This window comes from Fluviicola chungangensis, assembly GCF_007558725.1.
GTDB classification, from domain to species: Bacteria; Bacteroidota; Bacteroidia; order Flavobacteriales_D; family Crocinitomicaceae; genus Fluviicola; species Fluviicola chungangensis.
This window is the reverse complement of record NZ_VLPL01000007.1, coordinates 82,005-99,940: the sequence shown is the minus strand read 5'-3', so window position 1 is coordinate 99,940 and position 17,936 is coordinate 82,005. Positions and strand designations below refer to the sequence as shown.

General features: G+C 43.9%; 11 protein-coding genes. 4 read left to right on the top strand and 7 right to left on the bottom strand.

The features are described from left to right. Nucleotides 1-27: 27 nt before the first annotated feature. The 3 genes from FO442_RS13990 to FO442_RS13980 all read right to left on the bottom strand — a co-directional run bounded on the left by FO442_RS13990 (nt 28) and on the right by FO442_RS13980 (nt 3,306). Entirely contained in the window at nt 28-993 is a 966-nt protein-coding gene (locus tag FO442_RS13990) for an OmpA/MotB family protein (RefSeq protein ID WP_144333831.1), read from the bottom strand. Between the two features lie 97 nt (nt 994-1,090). Continuing rightward, the gene (locus FO442_RS13985) at nt 1,091-2,017 is read right to left on the bottom strand and encodes a PorP/SprF family type IX secretion system membrane protein (RefSeq protein WP_144333830.1); all 927 of its coding nucleotides are present in this window, start codon (nt 2,015-2,017) and stop codon (nt 1,091-1,093) included. Further along, on the bottom strand, nt 2,017-3,306 hold the full coding sequence (locus FO442_RS13980; RefSeq protein ID WP_144333829.1) for a T9SS type B sorting domain-containing protein: 1,290 nt from the start codon (nt 3,304-3,306) through the stop codon (nt 2,017-2,019). Before FO442_RS13980 ends, FO442_RS13985 begins: the two co-directional genes overlap by 1 nt. A gap of 158 nt (nt 3,307-3,464) precedes the next feature. Here FO442_RS13980 and FO442_RS13975 point away from each other — a divergent pair, with 158 nt between their 5' ends. The 4 genes from FO442_RS13975 (at nt 3,465) to FO442_RS13960 (ending at nt 11,563) form a co-directional block, all read left to right on the top strand. Further along, nucleotides 3,465-8,309: a hypothetical protein gene (locus FO442_RS13975; RefSeq protein ID WP_144333828.1), complete on the top strand. Its 4,845-nt coding sequence runs from the start codon at nt 3,465-3,467 to the stop codon at nt 8,307-8,309. Nucleotides 8,310-8,506: 197 nt separating this feature from the next. Beyond that, on the top strand, nt 8,507-9,601 hold the full coding sequence (locus tag FO442_RS13970) for an Mrp/NBP35 family ATP-binding protein (protein ID WP_144333827.1): 1,095 nt from the start codon (nt 8,507-8,509) through the stop codon (nt 9,599-9,601). Further along, nucleotides 9,588-9,833 carry a NifU family protein gene (locus FO442_RS13965; protein WP_144333826.1) on the top strand — a complete coding sequence of 82 codons (246 nt, stop codon included), beginning with the start codon at nt 9,588-9,590 and terminating at the stop codon, nt 9,831-9,833. The genes FO442_RS13970 and FO442_RS13965 overlap by 14 nt, the downstream gene beginning before the upstream one ends. A gap of 86 nt (nt 9,834-9,919) precedes the next feature. Then, nucleotides 9,920-11,563 carry a choice-of-anchor L domain-containing protein gene (locus FO442_RS13960; RefSeq protein ID WP_144333825.1) on the top strand — a complete coding sequence of 548 codons (1,644 nt, stop codon included), beginning with the start codon at nt 9,920-9,922 and terminating at the stop codon, nt 11,561-11,563. 73 nt (nt 11,564-11,636) lie between these two features. Here FO442_RS13960 and FO442_RS13955 read toward each other — a convergent pair whose 3' ends face one another. From FO442_RS13955 to FO442_RS13940, 4 genes are all read right to left on the bottom strand, one after another. Further along, the gene (locus tag FO442_RS13955) at nt 11,637-12,236 is read right to left on the bottom strand and encodes a superoxide dismutase (protein WP_144333824.1); all 600 of its coding nucleotides are present in this window, start codon (nt 12,234-12,236) and stop codon (nt 11,637-11,639) included. Nucleotides 12,237-12,420: 184 nt separating this feature from the next. Next, nucleotides 12,421-13,386, bottom strand: a complete 966-nt coding sequence (locus FO442_RS13950) for a T9SS type A sorting domain-containing protein (protein ID WP_144333823.1) — start codon at nt 13,384-13,386, stop codon at nt 12,421-12,423. Between the two features lie 173 nt (nt 13,387-13,559). Continuing rightward, the gene (locus FO442_RS13945) at nt 13,560-14,834 is read right to left on the bottom strand and encodes an amidohydrolase family protein (RefSeq protein WP_144333822.1); all 1,275 of its coding nucleotides are present in this window, start codon (nt 14,832-14,834) and stop codon (nt 13,560-13,562) included. Nucleotides 14,835-14,852: 18 nt separating this feature from the next. Further along, entirely contained in the window at nt 14,853-17,891 is a 3,039-nt protein-coding gene (locus FO442_RS13940) for an amidohydrolase family protein (RefSeq protein ID WP_144333821.1), read from the bottom strand. Nucleotides 17,892-17,936 lie beyond the last annotated feature (45 nt).

The following is a 17,936-nucleotide window of genomic DNA, read 5'->3' as shown; positions in this document are numbered from 1 at the left end:
GTCTTTATTGAAAGTCCATCCGGGGAATTATTTTCCTTCCAGGATCTGATAGAGTTCGTTTAAGTTCGGTGAAATGATCACTTCAATACGTCGGTTCTTTGCCTTGTCTTTCGGATCTACCGGATGGTATTCTCCTCTTCCTGCTGCCATTAGCTGCATCGGGTTCATTTTACTGTTCCCGATCATGATTTCTACAACTGCCGTCGAACGAAGGACACTCAATTCCCAGTTGTTTTTGGGATGTGCAGAACTTGCCAATTTATCGGTATCGGTATGTCCCTCAACGATGATTTCCAAATCTTTCTCGTTTTCCAGCACTTTTGCAAGATCAACCAATGCTTTTTTTCCATCAGGTTCTACAGTTGTACTTCCCGATGCAAAAAGCAATTTGGCTTCCAATGAAACATAGATTTTTCCATTTTTTTCGATAACGGTCAATCCCATATTTTCAAAACCCTTTAAAGCATTCGAAACGCGCGTTTTTAACTGTTTCATGGCATCATCCTTTCGTTTGATCATTTCCTCCAGCTCCGTTACACGTTCTTCCCGTTCGATCAGCAATTTTTCTTTGGCAATCAATTCGCTTTCCAATGTCTTCAATGCATCTTCCTTGCGTTGGAGTTCTTGGTTCTTCGCATCAATATCCGCCTGGTAATTGGCAGATTCCTTTTGTCCCTTCATGCGCAATTGATCCAGTTTTTGCTCATAAGCTTCATTTTGTGCAACCATTAAATCGTATTGTGTTTGCAGGAAGCGAAGATTGGACCCCAATTCGAGGGTGTCTTTTTTCAATGAAATAATGTCTTTGCGGAACTGATCGACCATGACCTGCAAATCCTTTGCTTTTCCTTCATTTTCGATACTTGAAGTTTTGTATTTACTCAATTCTTCGCTGCAAATCTTTTCTCTTTCGAGCAATTCGTTGTACTTTTTTGCGGGTACGCATGCTGCCAATGCGCAAGTTAATGCGATTATAGAAAGTTGTTTTTTCATTCAAAAATGCTTTATGTTCAAATTTCGAAAGAAATCGGCCGGGAAAGAGAAGGGAAAGAGATACTTATAAACAGTGAAATGGGAATAGCCCGGTTACTTAATCGAAATCAGCACACCCCGAAGTGCTCTCGACACGTTGTTTACAGGGTGAAAAAGAAAGGGTGATCTCATGCGAATGGAAGGTGTTCGGTCGCATCTTGGAAAGAATAAAATCGTACGAATATCCCAGTTTCCATTTTTCTTTGAACCGGAAACCAATCATGGCGATCAACGCGTCGGTATTTCTTAAACCCAAACCAAGATTGAATTTCTTCTGGAACTCGACCAATGCGTGGATTTGCAATTCAATGGGTGTGTTTTTGGTATATGCTACATACATTCCCGGGAATACGTCGACTTTCGGGTTGATGTTGAATTTGTAACCACCTGTTACCATTGCATGCATCTGCGACCCTGCGTTCGTACCGATCACATTCCATTTTTGGGGAATCAATTCATATAAAGTGAAACCCGCAAAATAGTTTTTCCCATTCCACCATGCTCCGAAAGTGGCTGTCGGAAGGATTTGAGATGCGCTTCCGTTAATGGTCGGATCAGGTGTCAATGGTTTCGCCTCGTTCAAATCAAAGGAAAGCTGCCTTGCGCCTACTGCTAATCCTAAGGATAACCGGTTGGTAAGTGAAAAGTTGAAATGTCCCGCATAAGATAGCTGCACACGGATATCCTGGAACGGACCGATGTTGTCTAAATAGACCATTCCGCCCAAACCATGTCTTCCGCTCAGGAATTTTCTTCTTTTTGACTGCAAGGGAGCGTGTACGCTTACCCAGCCGGAATAAGGAGCTCCATCTACTTTAATCCATTGGCCCCGGAATGTCGATTGTGCTTCCAGGCAGGTTTTGATTCCCGTATATGCTGGATTGATTGCGTATTGATGATGGATCCATTGCGACATGTGGCTCACCTGTTGTCCGAAAGAACAAAAAGTGATTAAAACAAGGATGCAAAGCAGGTTCTTTTTCATCAGCGGATTACGGTAATACTTCCTTTAAGCGGTTTTGTGTCATTGTTTTGGCGAAGGTCCAATGAGTAGAAATAAACGCCGTCCGAAACAGGTTTGCCTTTATTGGTCCCATCCCAAGCTTTGGTTAGGCTGTAACCCGCGATATCTGCAATTTTTTGTCCCCAGCGATCGTAAATAACCACTTGGGCATCGGGATAAAAACTAATCCCGTCAATAACCCATTTATCGTTTGTTCCGTCTCCGTTCGGGGAGAAGCTGCCGGGAATGTCCAGGTTATTGGAAACGAACACGGTCATTTCATCCGAAAGCGAACAGTTTGAATCCAATGCAGTTAAGGTGTAGATGGTAGTTTCTTCCGGTGTAGCGTAGGTTGTAATCGAATACGGAGTATTCAGTGTTTGAGTAGGACTCCACATAAAATCAGTTCCATTTGAAGAACCGGTAATCTGCACACTGCTTCCTGCCTGAATGGTATAATCGGGTCCTGCGTCAACGGTTAAAGGATCTACTGTAACCGCAGGATAAAAATAGTTTAAGGTGTCGGGGCAAATGTCAAAACAACTGCATTCAACAGAAACGACATCTCCGTTTTGCAAATTACTGGTGATCCACAAAGAAGTATGGGTTACTGCAGTCAGTGTTCCGTTAATATACCAACGGAAATCACTGGTATCAGTGCAATTGGTCAAATAGGCTGTGAATGAGGTCGGCGTTTCCGGGCAAACGGTAATCGTTGGTCCGCCAATTGAGATCGTTGGAAGCGGACGGTCAAATCCTGTTCCCGATCCGATCAGGTCAAAAGTAGCCTCAGCAGGCAAAACAGCGCCTCCGTTTTTGGCTCCGTTGACAACGAGGTAATACGTTGTATTTGCAGGGAGTCCGAGAGCAGTTAAGTTGAAAGCTCCCGCAGAACCTGCTTCACAGTTGCTGACCAATGAATAGGTTGCCGCATCACACGGAACAATTGCCTGAACAATTGCAGCCTGCAATTCGGTGCCGCGCGTAGCCTGAAGGTTAAACAGGATATTGCTGAAATTAAAAGTCACATCGCCGCCGGTTATATTGGTGTTAAATTGGTACCAAACACTATTTGTTCCTGAAAAACAAAAGGTGAAGTCGTCTTCACAATCCGGGCAAACGGTTGCGGTTGCCCCGATATTGGAACCGGAGAAAGTAACATTCGGACATAAAGGGATTGCCGATGAACATCCATCGTTTGTCAACTGGGAGAACCCGGAAGTCACACTTAAAAATGAGATTAACAATACTTTAACAGCCCTGAAATTCATGTGCAAAAAATGCGTATATGATTGTAAAACTAATACATTCAGGGATATTTTAATCGTTTTTTCGTAGTTTCGCCCCGTCAATTTTGTTAAATGGAAACCTTTTTGTGTTTTTTTGGCATAGGAATGGTTAGGGCACAAAATAGATTAAACTTTGGACTATGAAATATTTTTACACGCTAATTGTAGGTCTGCTATTAACTACCACCTTATTTTCTCAGAATGAAAAAGTCAACTACGACAATGACAGTCGTTGGTTTTGGGGGCTAAACATTGGGGGCACCTGGACGAAAACGGATGTTCCTTACAAATTGGACCTGGGATATGGTTTGGTGTTGGGACGTCAATTCAACTACAACTATGGAAAACCGATCAGTTTTGATGTGCGGTTACGTTATTTGACAGGACTTTGGAAAGGATACAACACCGACTCAACAAATGTTTCCTCCAATGCAATTTACCAGGATTACAATACCGCAGGACAACCGGTTGTGCTGAATTTCGGAACCAGGCTGCATGAATTAAGCCTGGAATTGGCGATCCATTTGAACAGGCTCAGAGAGCGAACAGGTTGGGATCCTTACATTTTCGGAGGTATTGGTTACACTTGGTACCGCACCAAAGGAGATTTATACGGATCCGACGGGTTTACTTATCTCTATGACTCAACCAAATTGGCATCGGGCTCTTATACACAAACTGAAATCCATTCGATGACGGATAAAAAATTCGATACAGACCTGAATTCACCTGCAAGCATGGGAAAATTCATGCCAAGCGTAGGTATTGGTATCGGATACCAGATTGCGAAAGGTGTTTCACTGGGAATCGAGCACAAAACAACGTTTACACTGGCTGATAACTTCGACGGTCACGTCTTGTCAAAAGGGAAATATGCCAATGATTGGTATCATTATACCAGTGTCTACCTGAAATTCCATATCAGAAGTCACTATGAACATACTACTTATCAGGACACAGCTCACACACCGGTTGTTACAAATCCGAACTGGACACAAGCGGATAGAACTCCTCCTGTTGTGGATTTCACGAATCCGGGTACCAGCGGAACAACGGTTAATTCAAGCAGCTATGTCATCAGAGGACGAATTCAGCATGTGAATTCAAGTTCAAACGTAGTTTTCAGACAAAACGGGAATTACATCACCAACTTTTCATTCAACCCTTCCACACAGGAATTTCAAAGCACCGTAACACTGGTTCCAGGTCAGAATACCTTTGAATTAACAGGAACAAATGACTTCGGTTCGGATATGGACCAAACGGTGATCAATTATGTGCGCGAAACACCGACACCGCCGGTAGTAACTTACTCAAATCCGGCATCGAACCCGACAACCGTTCAGAACCCGGTATTCAATTTAACCGGAACGGTGTTGAACGTTACCGGAAAGGATCAGATTGTTATGACTTTGAATGGGACCCCGGTAACGTTTACTTACAATACTTCGACAAGAGGAATCGCTACTACATTGAATTTGGTGACAGGTTCAAACGTGGTGAGCACGACGGGAACCAATCAGTATGGATCGGATACAGAAACTGCTACAATTATTTACCAGCCGCAACAAACGATCCAGCCACCGGTAGTTTATTTCGTAAATCCGAACATCAACCCTTACACGGTGAGCCAAAATACGTTTGCTTTGACGGCGGATGTATTAAATGTTGCGGATGCTCAGCATGTCAGCTTCAAGCAAAACGGAACGATCAACAACAATTTCGCATACAATGCGCAGACAGACAAATTCACCAGCAATGTGATCCTGAACCCAGGGCAAAATGTGTTTGAAGTAATCGGTACGAATGCGGCAGGTTCTGCTTCGGCTACAACGATTATTATTTACAACCGCGTTGCTCCGAAACCCCCGATTGTAACAATTACCAATCCGGGAACAAACCCATACGAAACATCCAGTGCGGTATTTAACCTGAATGCTACAGTATTGAATGTAACTCAGAAGAGCCAGATCAAAGTGACGCTGAATGGTGTCAACCTGCCCAATTTTACTTATAACGCAGCATCAAACGGAGTAACCGAGGCGCTGACCTTGGTAGTAGGGGCGAATGTAGTAAGCGTTACAGGGGCCAATGTGGATGGAACTGATTCCAAGCAAACAACAATCATTTATAAACGCGTTGAAACAGTTCAGCCACCGGTTGTGCAGTTTACCAGTCCGAATGTAGATCCGTATACGACCTCATCCGCAACCTACAATGTCGTTGCGTCCGTGCTTCATGTTACAAACCAAAGTGGTGTAAACGTCAATGTCAATGGAACGAACCTGACCAACTTCTCATTCGTGAACAGTGCAGCTTCATTCCCGGTAACACTGATAGAAGGGGCAAACATTATTACAGTAACGGGAACCAATACTGCGGGAACTGCAAGTGAAACACAAACAATCATTTACAGAAAGCCGGTTTCTGTTCAACCTCCGATTGTTTCTTTTATCGATCCGAGTTTGAACCCGGCTGTTTCTCTGAATGCTTCTTATCCGGTAAAAGCACGTGTCCGTTTTGTAAGCACGGCAAGCCAAATCGGTTTGAAAATCAATGGAGTTACTTCAACGAATTTCATCTATACCGCATCCAGTGAATTAATGGAATTCACCACCGGTTTGGTGAACGGGGCAAACGTCATTGAAATCACAGCGACCAATGCTGCCGGTTCGGATATGGAAACAACTGTGATCAATTACAGGGCACCAAATCCGACCCTGCCTCCTGTAGTAACCATTACTTATCCGGCTATGGATCCTCAAACGGTGAACGTAGCGACAAGCAATGTAGCAGCGACTGTTCTGAACATTGACAACCAGCAGCAAATTCAGGTAACATTAAACGGTGCTCCATATTCCGCGTTCACTTATTCCAGTTCAACAAAAGTGCTGACTATGAATGTTCCGTTGATTGCGGGGGGAAACAATGTGGTCATTACGGCAACAAACAGTGCAGGAACGGCATCAGATGCAACTCAGATTATTTATAAACGCGATGTAATTGTTCCACCGCCGTTTGTAAGCTTTATTAATCCGGCAAGTCCGGGACAAACTGTTTCTTTGGCACCGTATGTTGTGAGAGCGCATGTAACCAATGTGACAAATCAATCTCAGATTGTACTGAAAGAAGATGGTGTTATTGTAAATCCTGGTTTCTGGACGTTTAACCCTGCTACTTTGGAAGTTACTTTCAATCATACCTTGAATGCAGGAAACAACATTTTTGAAATTACTGCGACGAATGCAGGAGGAAGTCACACCGCTTCCACTTCGGTGATCTTCAAAAGAGTTGAAGTTCCATGTAACAAACCTGTAATTGCATTTAGTAATCCGGTTGCGCCAAATACAACCGTAGAGAATGCACAATTTGCAGTAAAAGCAAGTATTGCAAATATCACTTCGGTGAACCAGGTTGAAGTATATCTGAATGGAAACCTGCAATCTGCCGGAACCTTCAATACCGGTACTTCCCTGATGGAGAAAATGGTGACTTTGATTGAAGGGTCCAATTCAATTGAGATTAAATCCACTAATACATGCGGAACGGCAACAAGTACAACGGTTGTTGTAATGGAACCCAAAGTGATTCCATGTATTGCTCCTGAAGTGATCCGTATAAAACCGGGAACAGAAACAATCCTCACGGAAAGTGAATCAGTAGCAGTGGCTGCAACGGTAAACCATGTAAGCCAGGCATCTCAAATCCAATGTAAATTGGATGGCGTGACTATTCCGTTCAATTACGATGAGGCTTCTCACACAGTTACTGCAACGATGGCAGTAACAGAAGGTGAACATACGATTGTTATTTATGTGAGAAACGAATGTGGATCACAACAGGTAACCTGGAAAATAACACGTAAGGTCTGCAGACCACCTGTTGTTACCATTACAGAAAGCTCTACTCCAAATGGCTCTGTGGTGACTTCGGATGGATTTAATCTGTCTGCTACAGTTTCAAACGTGGAAAACCAGTCGGAAATCACAGTAACGCAAAACGGACAAGTAATCGGATTCGTCTATAACCAGCAAACAGGGGTTCTTAGCTTGGACCGAAATCTGGTGCTTGGGGCAAATGCCTTTGTGATCCTTTCCAAAAACAAATGTGGGGAGAATAGTAAAACGATTAATGTGTTAAGAAACGAAGTGATTACAGTTCCTGCTCCGACGATTCAAATCACCAGTCCTTTCATGTCGCCCCTGGAGACAGACCAGTCTGCTCAGACCGTTCAGATCGTAACGACAGGTGTTACTTCAGCATCACAGGTTTCGGTGACTTTAAACGGGGTAGCGACGAACTTTGAGTACAAAGCTTCCGGGGGAATTAAGTTCAATGCAACTTACGTACTGGGACAAAACGTGATTGTAGCAACTGCAGTTACACCCGGAGGAACGGCAACAGATTCCAAAATTGTTATTTACAATGCACCGGAAGTAATTCCAGCTCCTGTGATTACTTTCAAGAATCCAAATCGCTGTCCTGCAACATTCCAGATCGGGACTGCAGTGATAACGGGAATGGTTCAAAACGTATCCAGTGCGAGCCAGGTGAGTATTCTATACAACGGGGAGAATGTGGTGTTTACTTCCAGTATTGAGAGCAATGTATTGAGCTTCTCTTTTCAGGTTAATATTACCGCGACTACCCTTTCCATTCCGTTGCTTGTTACAGCAACCAATGCAAGCGGATCAGACAGGAAGTTTTGTTTGATCAATGCGGCCCTTCCATCTGGAAACGGGAATAACGGGCATGGAAACAATACGGATGGAACGGATGAATCCAATCCGGGGCAAGGTTCAGGTGGCCCTAACGGTGGAACGAACGGAACAGTGGATGATGAGAACGGAAATGGCAGCGGTAACGGTAACGGTGGGAAAACTACCAATCCAACCAGACCAACCAGACCCGGTGCCACGGGAACTCCAACTACCAGACCAACAACACCAATAACCACTCCGACAAGACCAACGGGAAGACCGTAAGCTTAAAAGAAACAATGGTGCAGAAAGTCCTTTCGCTTCGGCGGAGGGACTTTTTGATTTAATCCCTTCACAGGTTAGCTGCGCAATCAGCAGGATCTGCCGGAAATATGCAAATCTGGAATATTCTGTAACAAAATTGCCTGTTTTAAGAAAGTTCCGCGTACGAATAGCTATTTTTGCAATGTAAATAAATTACCATGACCAAGGAAGCAGTTTTGGAAGTATTGGGGACCATTTTGGAACCCGATTTAAAGAAAGATATCGTAACGCTTAATTTTGTAGAAGACCTGCAAATCGAAGATTCGAAAATAATCCTTACGATTTATGTTTCCAATCCGGCGCTGCATGCACGGAAACGGATGCAGGAAGCCGTTGAGTTTAACCTGAAACGCGTTTTCGGTGAGTCTGTTGAAATAACGTGTATGGTAAAAGGACTGCCCTCCGAAGCGCGTGAAACCCATCGCAAAATCCTTCCGGAAGTGAAGCACATTATTGCCGTTGCATCCGGAAAAGGAGGAGTAGGGAAATCTACCGTAACTGCGAATTTGGCCGGAGGGCTTGCGAAAGCAGGATTTCGGGTGGGGATTGTGGATGCAGATATTTACGGACCAAGTATTCCGACTATGTTTGATGTGGTAGGAGAACGCCCAACGATGCTGGATGTTGATGGAAAACCAATGATCAATCCGGTCATGAGCTACGGGATCAAGATTTTGTCAATGGGATTCTTTTCACAGAATGATGAGGCGATTGTCTGGAGGGGCCCGATGGCAGCAAAAGCCATGACCCAATTATTTACGGATGCATACTGGGGAGAACTGGATTACTTATTGATCGATCTTCCTCCGGGAACCGGCGATATTCATCTGTCATTGGTACAGACTGTTCCGCTGGATGGTGTTGTGATTGTCAGTACGCCGCAAGAAGTGGCTTTGGCAGATGCGCGTAAAGGAGTGAATATGTTCAAGCTGGACACAATCAACGTTCCGATTGTTGGTTTGGTAGAAAACATGTCGTGGTTTACCCCGGCTGAATTACCCGAAAACAAATATTACATTTTCGGGAGAGACGGAGTTAAAAATCTGGCTGCGGGAATGAATGAAACATTTTTGGGTCATATTCCATTGGTTCAGGGCGTGCGTGAGTCCGGAGACGTGGGCAGACCTGCTGTATTTCAGGAAAATACACCGACTGCATTAGCATTTGAAGAATTAGTGCGTATCTTTGTAGAAGAGGTAAACGTGCTGAAAGCGCGTAAAGCAATAAAAACACAAAAAGATGGTGTTAAATAAATCCGAATTAACCGATAAGATTAACCTTTCGCTGGGTGAGTTAAGACCTCATCTGATTGCTGACGGAGGAGACATGGAATTGGTTAATATTACTGATGAGGGCGTCGTACAGGTGAGATTACTCGGTGCTTGCAGCGATTGTTCCATGAGTGTCATGACAATTAAAGCAGGATTGGAAGAAGCAGTAAAAAAGGTTGCTCCTGAGATCGTTGCTGTAGAAGCGGTAAACTAGTTTTTTTGTTGTTTAAAAAAAACGCAGTGCAACTTTCTTTCTGAACGTAGCGTCTAGTTCATGTCGAAAGAAAAATAATCCGCGCTATGAAACAATTGAAAACTACATTTGTAATTGCTCTCCTGCTTACTTATTCCAATTATTCCAATTCCCAATTAATCTATTCGGGGGTTTCCGACCTGGAAGTACTGATCACGAATATCTTCGGTGTTCAATGTCAGGGAATTACCAATGTAGGTCTCCAGGGAACACAAAACCAGATCGCCCGTTTTGAAAACGGTTCATCCCTTGGGGTAAACAGTGGTTTGGTGCTTTCAACGGGGTATCCGAACTTGTCCAGTGCACCTTCTACAAGTTTTGCAAGTGTCAACATGAACATGCCGGGGGATTACGATATTATCCAATATGGGAATATCACCGGGCAAGGTGCTTACAGTTACGATGCGGTCTCCGTCCAATTTGATTTTACTCCGATCATTACGGATACGATTCGATTCAACTACATTTTTGCTTCGGAAGAATATCCGGAATACTCGAATACGCAGTATACGGACCGCTTTCTGTTCCTAGTATCTGAGAACGGGGGAGTGCCTGTGAACATTGCCAATGTGCCGGGAACTACTGTTCCGGTAGAGATCAATTCGATCAACCAGTTTGTCAATTCGCAATATTACGTCGACAATTCGACTGGAATGAATTCCACGAATTTTGTATTCGATGCATATACGGTTCCTTTGGAGGCAAAATTCTTTGCACAGGTAGGAAATACTTACCACATCAAATTGGTTATTTCAGATGTTTCCGATGGGGTTTATGATTCTGCAATCTTTTTGGACGAGCAAGAGGCAAACAACGATATTTCAGGAAGTTTGACCGTAAACGGACAACCGGCCGAAGGAGTCCTGGAAGTGTTCAATTTCGTTCAGGATACCTTGGTTGCCACACCGGTAGAAACGGTAAATGTAACGAATGGAAGTTATGTAGCAGACAGCTTGCCGACAGGATTGTACCACGTGCGTTTTACACCTGATCCGGTGTTATTCCCCGGAGCAGTTCCGCTTTATTTTGCTACCAGTTCTACCTGGACAGGAGCAGATGCGATCGGATTGCCATGTTTCCTAAATAGCGCCAACATCAATGCGGATACACTGGATGTATTAAGCGCATCCGGAAGCGTTTCGGGAACAATCGTAGTGGATACTTCATACCTAAAATCACTGAATGTGCCTTTTGAAGGAGCTTTGATGTTGCTGAAAAATGCACAAACACATGAAACAAGAGGGTTTGCTTACACCGCTTCAGACGGAACGTATACCATCAATCATGTAGAAGCAGGTTCCTATTATTTATTGGTCGATGTGCCATACATTCCGCATACGGATACCTTATTCTTTGATGTTCCCGCAGGAGGGATCCTGATGGACGCGGATTATGCGATCCTCACCGAAGGAATTACGATCAACGGCACACCTTACCTGGGCTTGGAAGAGTACAAAGAAATGCAATGGAGCATAGCTCCGAACCCGGCAGATAAGATCGTGGAAATCACTTCAGACAAAGAAGTGAAACTGATTCAGATTTTAACGATCGACGGAGCAGTGGTAACCGAAATTTATCCGTCAGGAGGCGGTTTTAAAACAAGCTTCGATATCAGCAATTTGAAACAAGGGGTTTACCTGGTTCGCATGGATCAGTCGGCACCAAAACGATTGGTTGTGACGAAGCAATAGTTCGTTGTTTACGTAAAAAAAGTAGGGCTGCGATTAATTGCAGCCCTACTTTTTTATAAAATGGTCTGATTAATTATTTCGCTGCTGCGTATTTCTTCGCAACGGCATCCCAATTGATTACATTGAAGAATGCGTTGATGTAATCCGGGCGACGGTTTTGGTAATGCAAATAGTAAGCATGTTCCCAAACGTCCATAGCCAAAATCGGTGTCCCTTTGCACCCTTCACCCATAATCGGGTTGTCCTGGTTCGGAGTAGAACAGATCACCAATTTCCCTCCTTCAACACACAGCCATGCCCAACCCGAACCGAAACGGGTAGCACCTGCTTTTGAAAATTCATCTTTGAAATGCTCAAATGTTCCGAAAGCGTCGTTGATAGCTTGCGCCAATTCTCCTGTTGGAGTTCCTCCGGCATTCGGAGCCATGATCTCCCAAAACAGGTTGTGGTTCCAGAAACCACCTCCGTTGTTGCGAACAGCTGGCTTGTCTTTGCAGTTTTGTAAAATATACTCGATTGATTTTCCTTCCAAATCCGTTCCTGCAATCGCATTATTCAGGTTTGTTGCGTATGCCTGGTGGTGTTTTGAATAGTGGATCTCCATCGTGCGAGCGTCAATATGTGGCTCTAATGCATCGTATGCGTATGCTAATTTTGGTAATTCAAATGCCATAACAATTATTTTTTATGTTGTCTAACAAAAATAGGAAACAAAATTGACAATGCTTGTTTCAGACGAGAGAAGCTTTTGTTAGGAAAGGTTAAAACAAACTGTAAAAGAACATTGTTTTTCTCTTTAGAAACGAAAAACCCTTCTGTTTTGGGGGAAAAGGATTTCTCAACGATTTTTAAACCGGTTAATTCTTTGTAATGCGCTTCACAGAAACGGCCTCGTCTTTTCTGTATATTTTCACCAGGTACATTCCCGCGTTCAAAGTGGAAAGATCTATTTGGGAAGAAGTACTGTTCACAGTTTGTCCCATTTCCAATTCTCCTGAGAGTTGATATACTTCTACTTTGGAAATCACCTCATCGGATTGAATGGTTATGAATGTGGCTGATGGATTAGGGAATAAGGAGAACCGAATGGAAGGATTTTCTTCCATTCCTAAATCTGCCGGAACATCCAGGTAGGTTGAAATGGCATACGGTCCTGAAAATGAGTTTCCATGTATGACACTTGCCAACTCGTGATGCACTCCTGCTTTATACCAATAGTAGGTAATGAGCGTGTCGGGATAAATATTCCCATTAGTATTATCTGTTGTACTGAGAATATGTATGGATTTAATTCGTACGACATCCGTAAAAGTACCGATTGGAGTAATCAGCACTCCGGATCCTGAGAATTCGCGTTGAATGGAACCGGTTTCTGACATACTATGACCAATATTGTTTACATAATTGCAGGAATACGTGTCTGAATAGTTCAATAAGGAGGTAATGGGAAATTTCAGATAATCCATAGCATCGGTAAACGAATAATAGCCGGGGAAACCAAGAGAATGTCTGCCTACCAATTGAATAAGTGTATCGGAAACTTGATAGTAATCCTCTGATGAAGGGATAGCTACTTGGATGCTTGCACTTGGATAAGTAGCTCCTGAATAATCCGTAACCATTTGTGTTTCATTAGCATAACTACTTAAAGAAGATAGGTTCCAGGTGACGCCATTACCACCCGGTCCGGGATCAATGGAATCACAGTAATACCGGGTATACGATTCACCGGGTTGAAAAAAAATATCTGATCGGTTGAGTGATTGAGCGGACAAAGATCCACTTAAAAGCAATAAAGTGGCTAAAAGGTAATTTTTTTTCATTGTTTCTAATTTAGGGTGCAAGTGAAATTACATAGAGATAGGAATAATTAGTTTTAATAAGTTGTTAAATTTTTTCGGGGTCAGATACAATAAGCGATAAACACCTTTCCAAAATCCGAAAATCGACACTGTTGTGGGTGTACTCGAATTGACAAAACAGGATGTAATTCGTCTTACTTCCCGTACTTCGTTTTATACTTATTATAAAGCTCCGTTTGGAAATTCGTAGTCGGAACAAAAGCTCCGTTAATCATCAAGAGTGATGCCTGGTTTCCTTTCATTTCCAAAGCAGAACCAACCGAACCGTAAAGCGTAGCTTTTTTACCGACCTCAATGCTTCCGTAGTTTTTTGAAATCCCCATGATCTCGCAAGTACTTAAGGTGATTGAGCGAATTGCTTCCTCTTCGGTCAAGCCATAAGACATGGCTGTTCCTGCCAGGAAAGGCAAATTACGTGCATTCATTGCTTCCATGTCTCCTTCGTTTTGCAAACAGAATTGCACACCCGCCTGTTGTAATAGGAACGGCAATTTATAAGGCAAGTCAAAAGGATCGTCATCGTGTTGCGGCAAGGAATGCAAACGACCCAGCATAACCGGAATTTTTTTGATTTTCAACCGGTCGGCAACCAGGTAGCTTTCGTATCCGCCCACGATCACCGGGAATTTGATTTCCAATTCGGTAATTAGATCCAGGATGTCATTGATCTGCTGTACTTCATTTGCATGGAAATAAAGCCGTTTTTCCCCGGTAAAACCTTCACTCAAGGCACTGAATTGAAGGGGGGTGTTCTTATCCTTATTGTTTGCACTGACTTTTGCATTAGTCAAATAGGCAATCAGTTCGCGTTTTTGATCTTCGTAGGCTTCGTTCGGTTTGGTGATCGGGTCACCCCAATTGCGACTATAAGCAGAAGGCCATTCGATGTGAATTCCGTCGTCTGCTTTCAGTGTCCCGTCTTCCCAGTTCCAGCACGCACTTGCCATCAGGCTCGATTGTCCGGAAATCCGTCCGCCGCGTGGTGTCGTTTGGATGATAAGAATACCGTTGGTTCGAACCGTTTCAATAACGGATGATTCACAATTGTAGGCGATTTGAGCACGTACATGCGGATTGAAGGTTCCCATTTCATGAAAATCACGGGAAGCTCTGACGGCGTCGATCTCTGTTAAACCCAAAGTAGAATTGGGGGCAACAAATCCGGGATAGAGGTGCTGTCCGCTCAAGTTGATGACCGTATCCCAGTCTGTTTTGTTATAGGTATAGGCCAATGTATTCTTCACCAGGGTGATAACTCCGTTCTCAATTCCGACAGATCCGGTAGGAATCACCTGTCCGTTCCCGATATGCAGAGTGGCCCCTTCAATCAGGATCTTGTTGTATTTCTTTTGTCCGTAGCCGTTCAAACCAATCAGCAGGATCAAAAAAGTTGCGATACTTGTCTTCATATTCAGAATGTTGGATGCTTAGTGTTCATTTGTTTCGAAAGATGCCTCCTCACCAAGTGTGTTGCAATGAAAGTGACCTTTGCGTTTACGCGTGAAGGGTTTCGTCGGTTCGCCTTTCTTGCTTTCTTCCGACATTTTTGCAATGATGCGTACCCGTTCGGCTGCAATTTCCTGCTGAATAAGGAAATCTTTTTGTGCGTCGAACAGGATCTCTCCGTCTACGACCGTATAAACCGGTTTTGCAGTAATGCTTAAAGGATTGTTTGTCCACAGGACCAGATCAGCATCTTTTCCGACTTGTACGGTTCCCATGCGATCATCCAGGTGCAACAGTTTTGCCGGGTTCAGGGTGACCATTTTCCATGCCTCATCCTCTGTTGCGCCACCGTATTTGATCGTTTTCGCAGCTTCCTGGTTCAAACGTCTTCCCATTTCCGCATCATCCGAATTGATCGCAACAATCAGTCCCATGTCCGTCATCAAAGAAGCATTTTGAGGAATGGCATCCATTACTTCGAACTTATAAGCCCACCAATCGGAGAAAGTAGAAGCCCCCACGCCGTGTTCTTTCATTTTATCGGCCACTTTGTACCCTTCCAGGATGTGTGTAAAGGTATTGACTTTGAAACCGAATGAATCCGCTACATGCATGAGCATATTGATTTCGGATTGTACATAGCTGTGGCAGGTAATTCTTCGTTCGCCGGAAACAATTTCATATAAAGCTTCCAGCTCGAGGTCCACTGCAGGGGGAGCTGTATTCTTGTCCTTGTGTTTTCCGGCCTGGTGACTGCTTTTTGCCTGATGATAAGCCAAAGCCCTGGAAAATGCATCGATGTAAACCTGTTCTACACCCATCCGTGTTTGCGGGAAACGGTTACTTACTCCCCAGTTGGATTGTTTGACATTTTCTCCCAATGCAAACTTGACAAATTTCGGAGCGTTTTTAATCACGTATTCGTGCGGGTAATGTCCCCATTTCAGTTTCACCAAAGCAGATTGTCCACCGATCGGGTTGGCGGATCCGTGCAGTAATTGGGCCGCAGTTACACCACCGGCCAATTGGCGGTACACATCGATGTCTTCGGCATTGATCGCATCTTCCATTCGTACCTCGCAGGTAACTGCCTGTCCGCCTTCATTGACACCGCGTGTCAGGGCAATGTGGGAATGTTCATCAATGATTCCTGTCGTCAGGATTTTTCCACGTGCATTGATCACAATCGCATCATGCGGTTTCAGGTATGTTCCGGACCCTTTGTGGATTGCTTTGATCTTTCCGTTTTCAACGATCACGGTTCCTTCCTGGATAATTCCTTCTTCGGTGTTTGTCCAGATGGTAGCTTGTTCGAAAATAATGACTGATTGCTTCGGCGGGGTAGTGAAGCCATAGGCACTGTTCGGGAAACGAACACCCGGGATACTTACGGTATCTGGTATCCAGGCTTGTTTGGTTTCCTCTTTCACTTCGTATTTTTTATTGCGTAAAGCACTCCATTTGATCCATTTTCCATTGTTATTCGTTCCCTCGCCTTCAAAAATGAATACCCGCGGATTGACCTCTCCTTTTAAACTGAAGGGTTGTTTTTCACCGTCAAGTTGTTGCACGAAATGGATCGAAATATCATTGTTTACCAATGAAAGCTTCGCATTCGAAGTCAGCGTGTCCGATTTGTTTGCCAGGGTCAGCGAATCCTGGATGATGCGCACCAGTTTCACTTTTCCTTCCGGTTGGTTCGGTGTTCCGGCAATTTCCAGCCAGTATTTTGTCCCGTCGATGTTCAGGCTATATGTTCCGCGGATGTCAGAGATCGGGGCATTTTGAAATATTTTCCGTTCTCCTTTTGAAAATACTTCCAGTACTTTTGCCTGGAAAAGAAAGGGATTCTGATCGTACACCGTAAAGTTCGCCCATTTGTCCGTTTCGATGGTTCCCAGTTCCTTTTGAATACCCAGAAGAGTTGCCGGAGCAACAGTCAGGGAACGCAATACATCGTTTACGGACCAGCCTGCTGCCAGAGCCTGGTGAATGTGTTTCCAAAAATCTGCTGCTGTTGTATGGCCTGCCGCTGAAGTAATGAAAGGAACTTTGTGCTTGTACAGGAAACCCGGATTCCTGGAAGCCATTTCCCATATTTTCAATTCGCTGTATGGAATTTCATGTGCCAGGTACGGATCTTTTAAATCAAACGCTTCCGGGAAATTGATGGGAATCACCAACGGAATTTTCAGTGTGTCCCATGCATTGCCTAAAAATTGCTCCTGGCCCGTGCCGATCGCGATAAAGTCGCGTTTGAATTCGCGCATAAATGACTTAACACGAAAAACATCGGATTTATCATCCAGGCTGAAAAAGGCAGGTTTTTTCAGTTGGGTTGTTAAGGCATCTAAGGTATAGTTGGCATCTTTTCCATATTCCGCATGCCATTGGGCATCGTAGAAGGATTGTCTTAACAGAGCGATAGACCCTACCAAAGAGCTTGGATAATCTTGTGGAGAACTTCCTTTTCGGAAAGAATAGAAGGAAGCGGCTTTGCTTAAATAGGGCTGATGGTCTGCAGCTGTTGTTCCCAATTGCATGAATGCTCCGTAACCTTGGGCCAACCCATCGTTTCTGTGGACCAATACCGAACCGAATCCCATTTTTTGATATTCGACTGTGAGTTTCTCGTCGGTTTTGTACCAGTCGATCGCATCGAATTCCGCTCGGATCGCATGGTTCCAGTAATAAGGTCCGGTTTTGTTTTCCGCTTTTTGATCGGCAGGAATTCCCATCGTGGAATTGACTTCTATAAAAGAAGGAACCACTACGGCATGATTCCCATCAATCACCATCAAATCTTTTGGAGCAGACAGCATGAATTTATCCACGGCAGTAATCTTGCCGTTTCTGACTGTAATCGTACCGTTTTCGATGGTCTTTTCCGGGGAAATGATAATGGTCACATTGGTCAGGACAAAGGAGTTTTGATCGGGAGCTTTGACACCGTTCTGAGGCTTTTCAGCTTGCGAAAAAACGCTCACTGGAAATAAGAGAGCAACAATATAGCGAATCATTTTCGGTAACTTCTGGTTTTAAGGGCTGAAAAATAGTGATTCTAT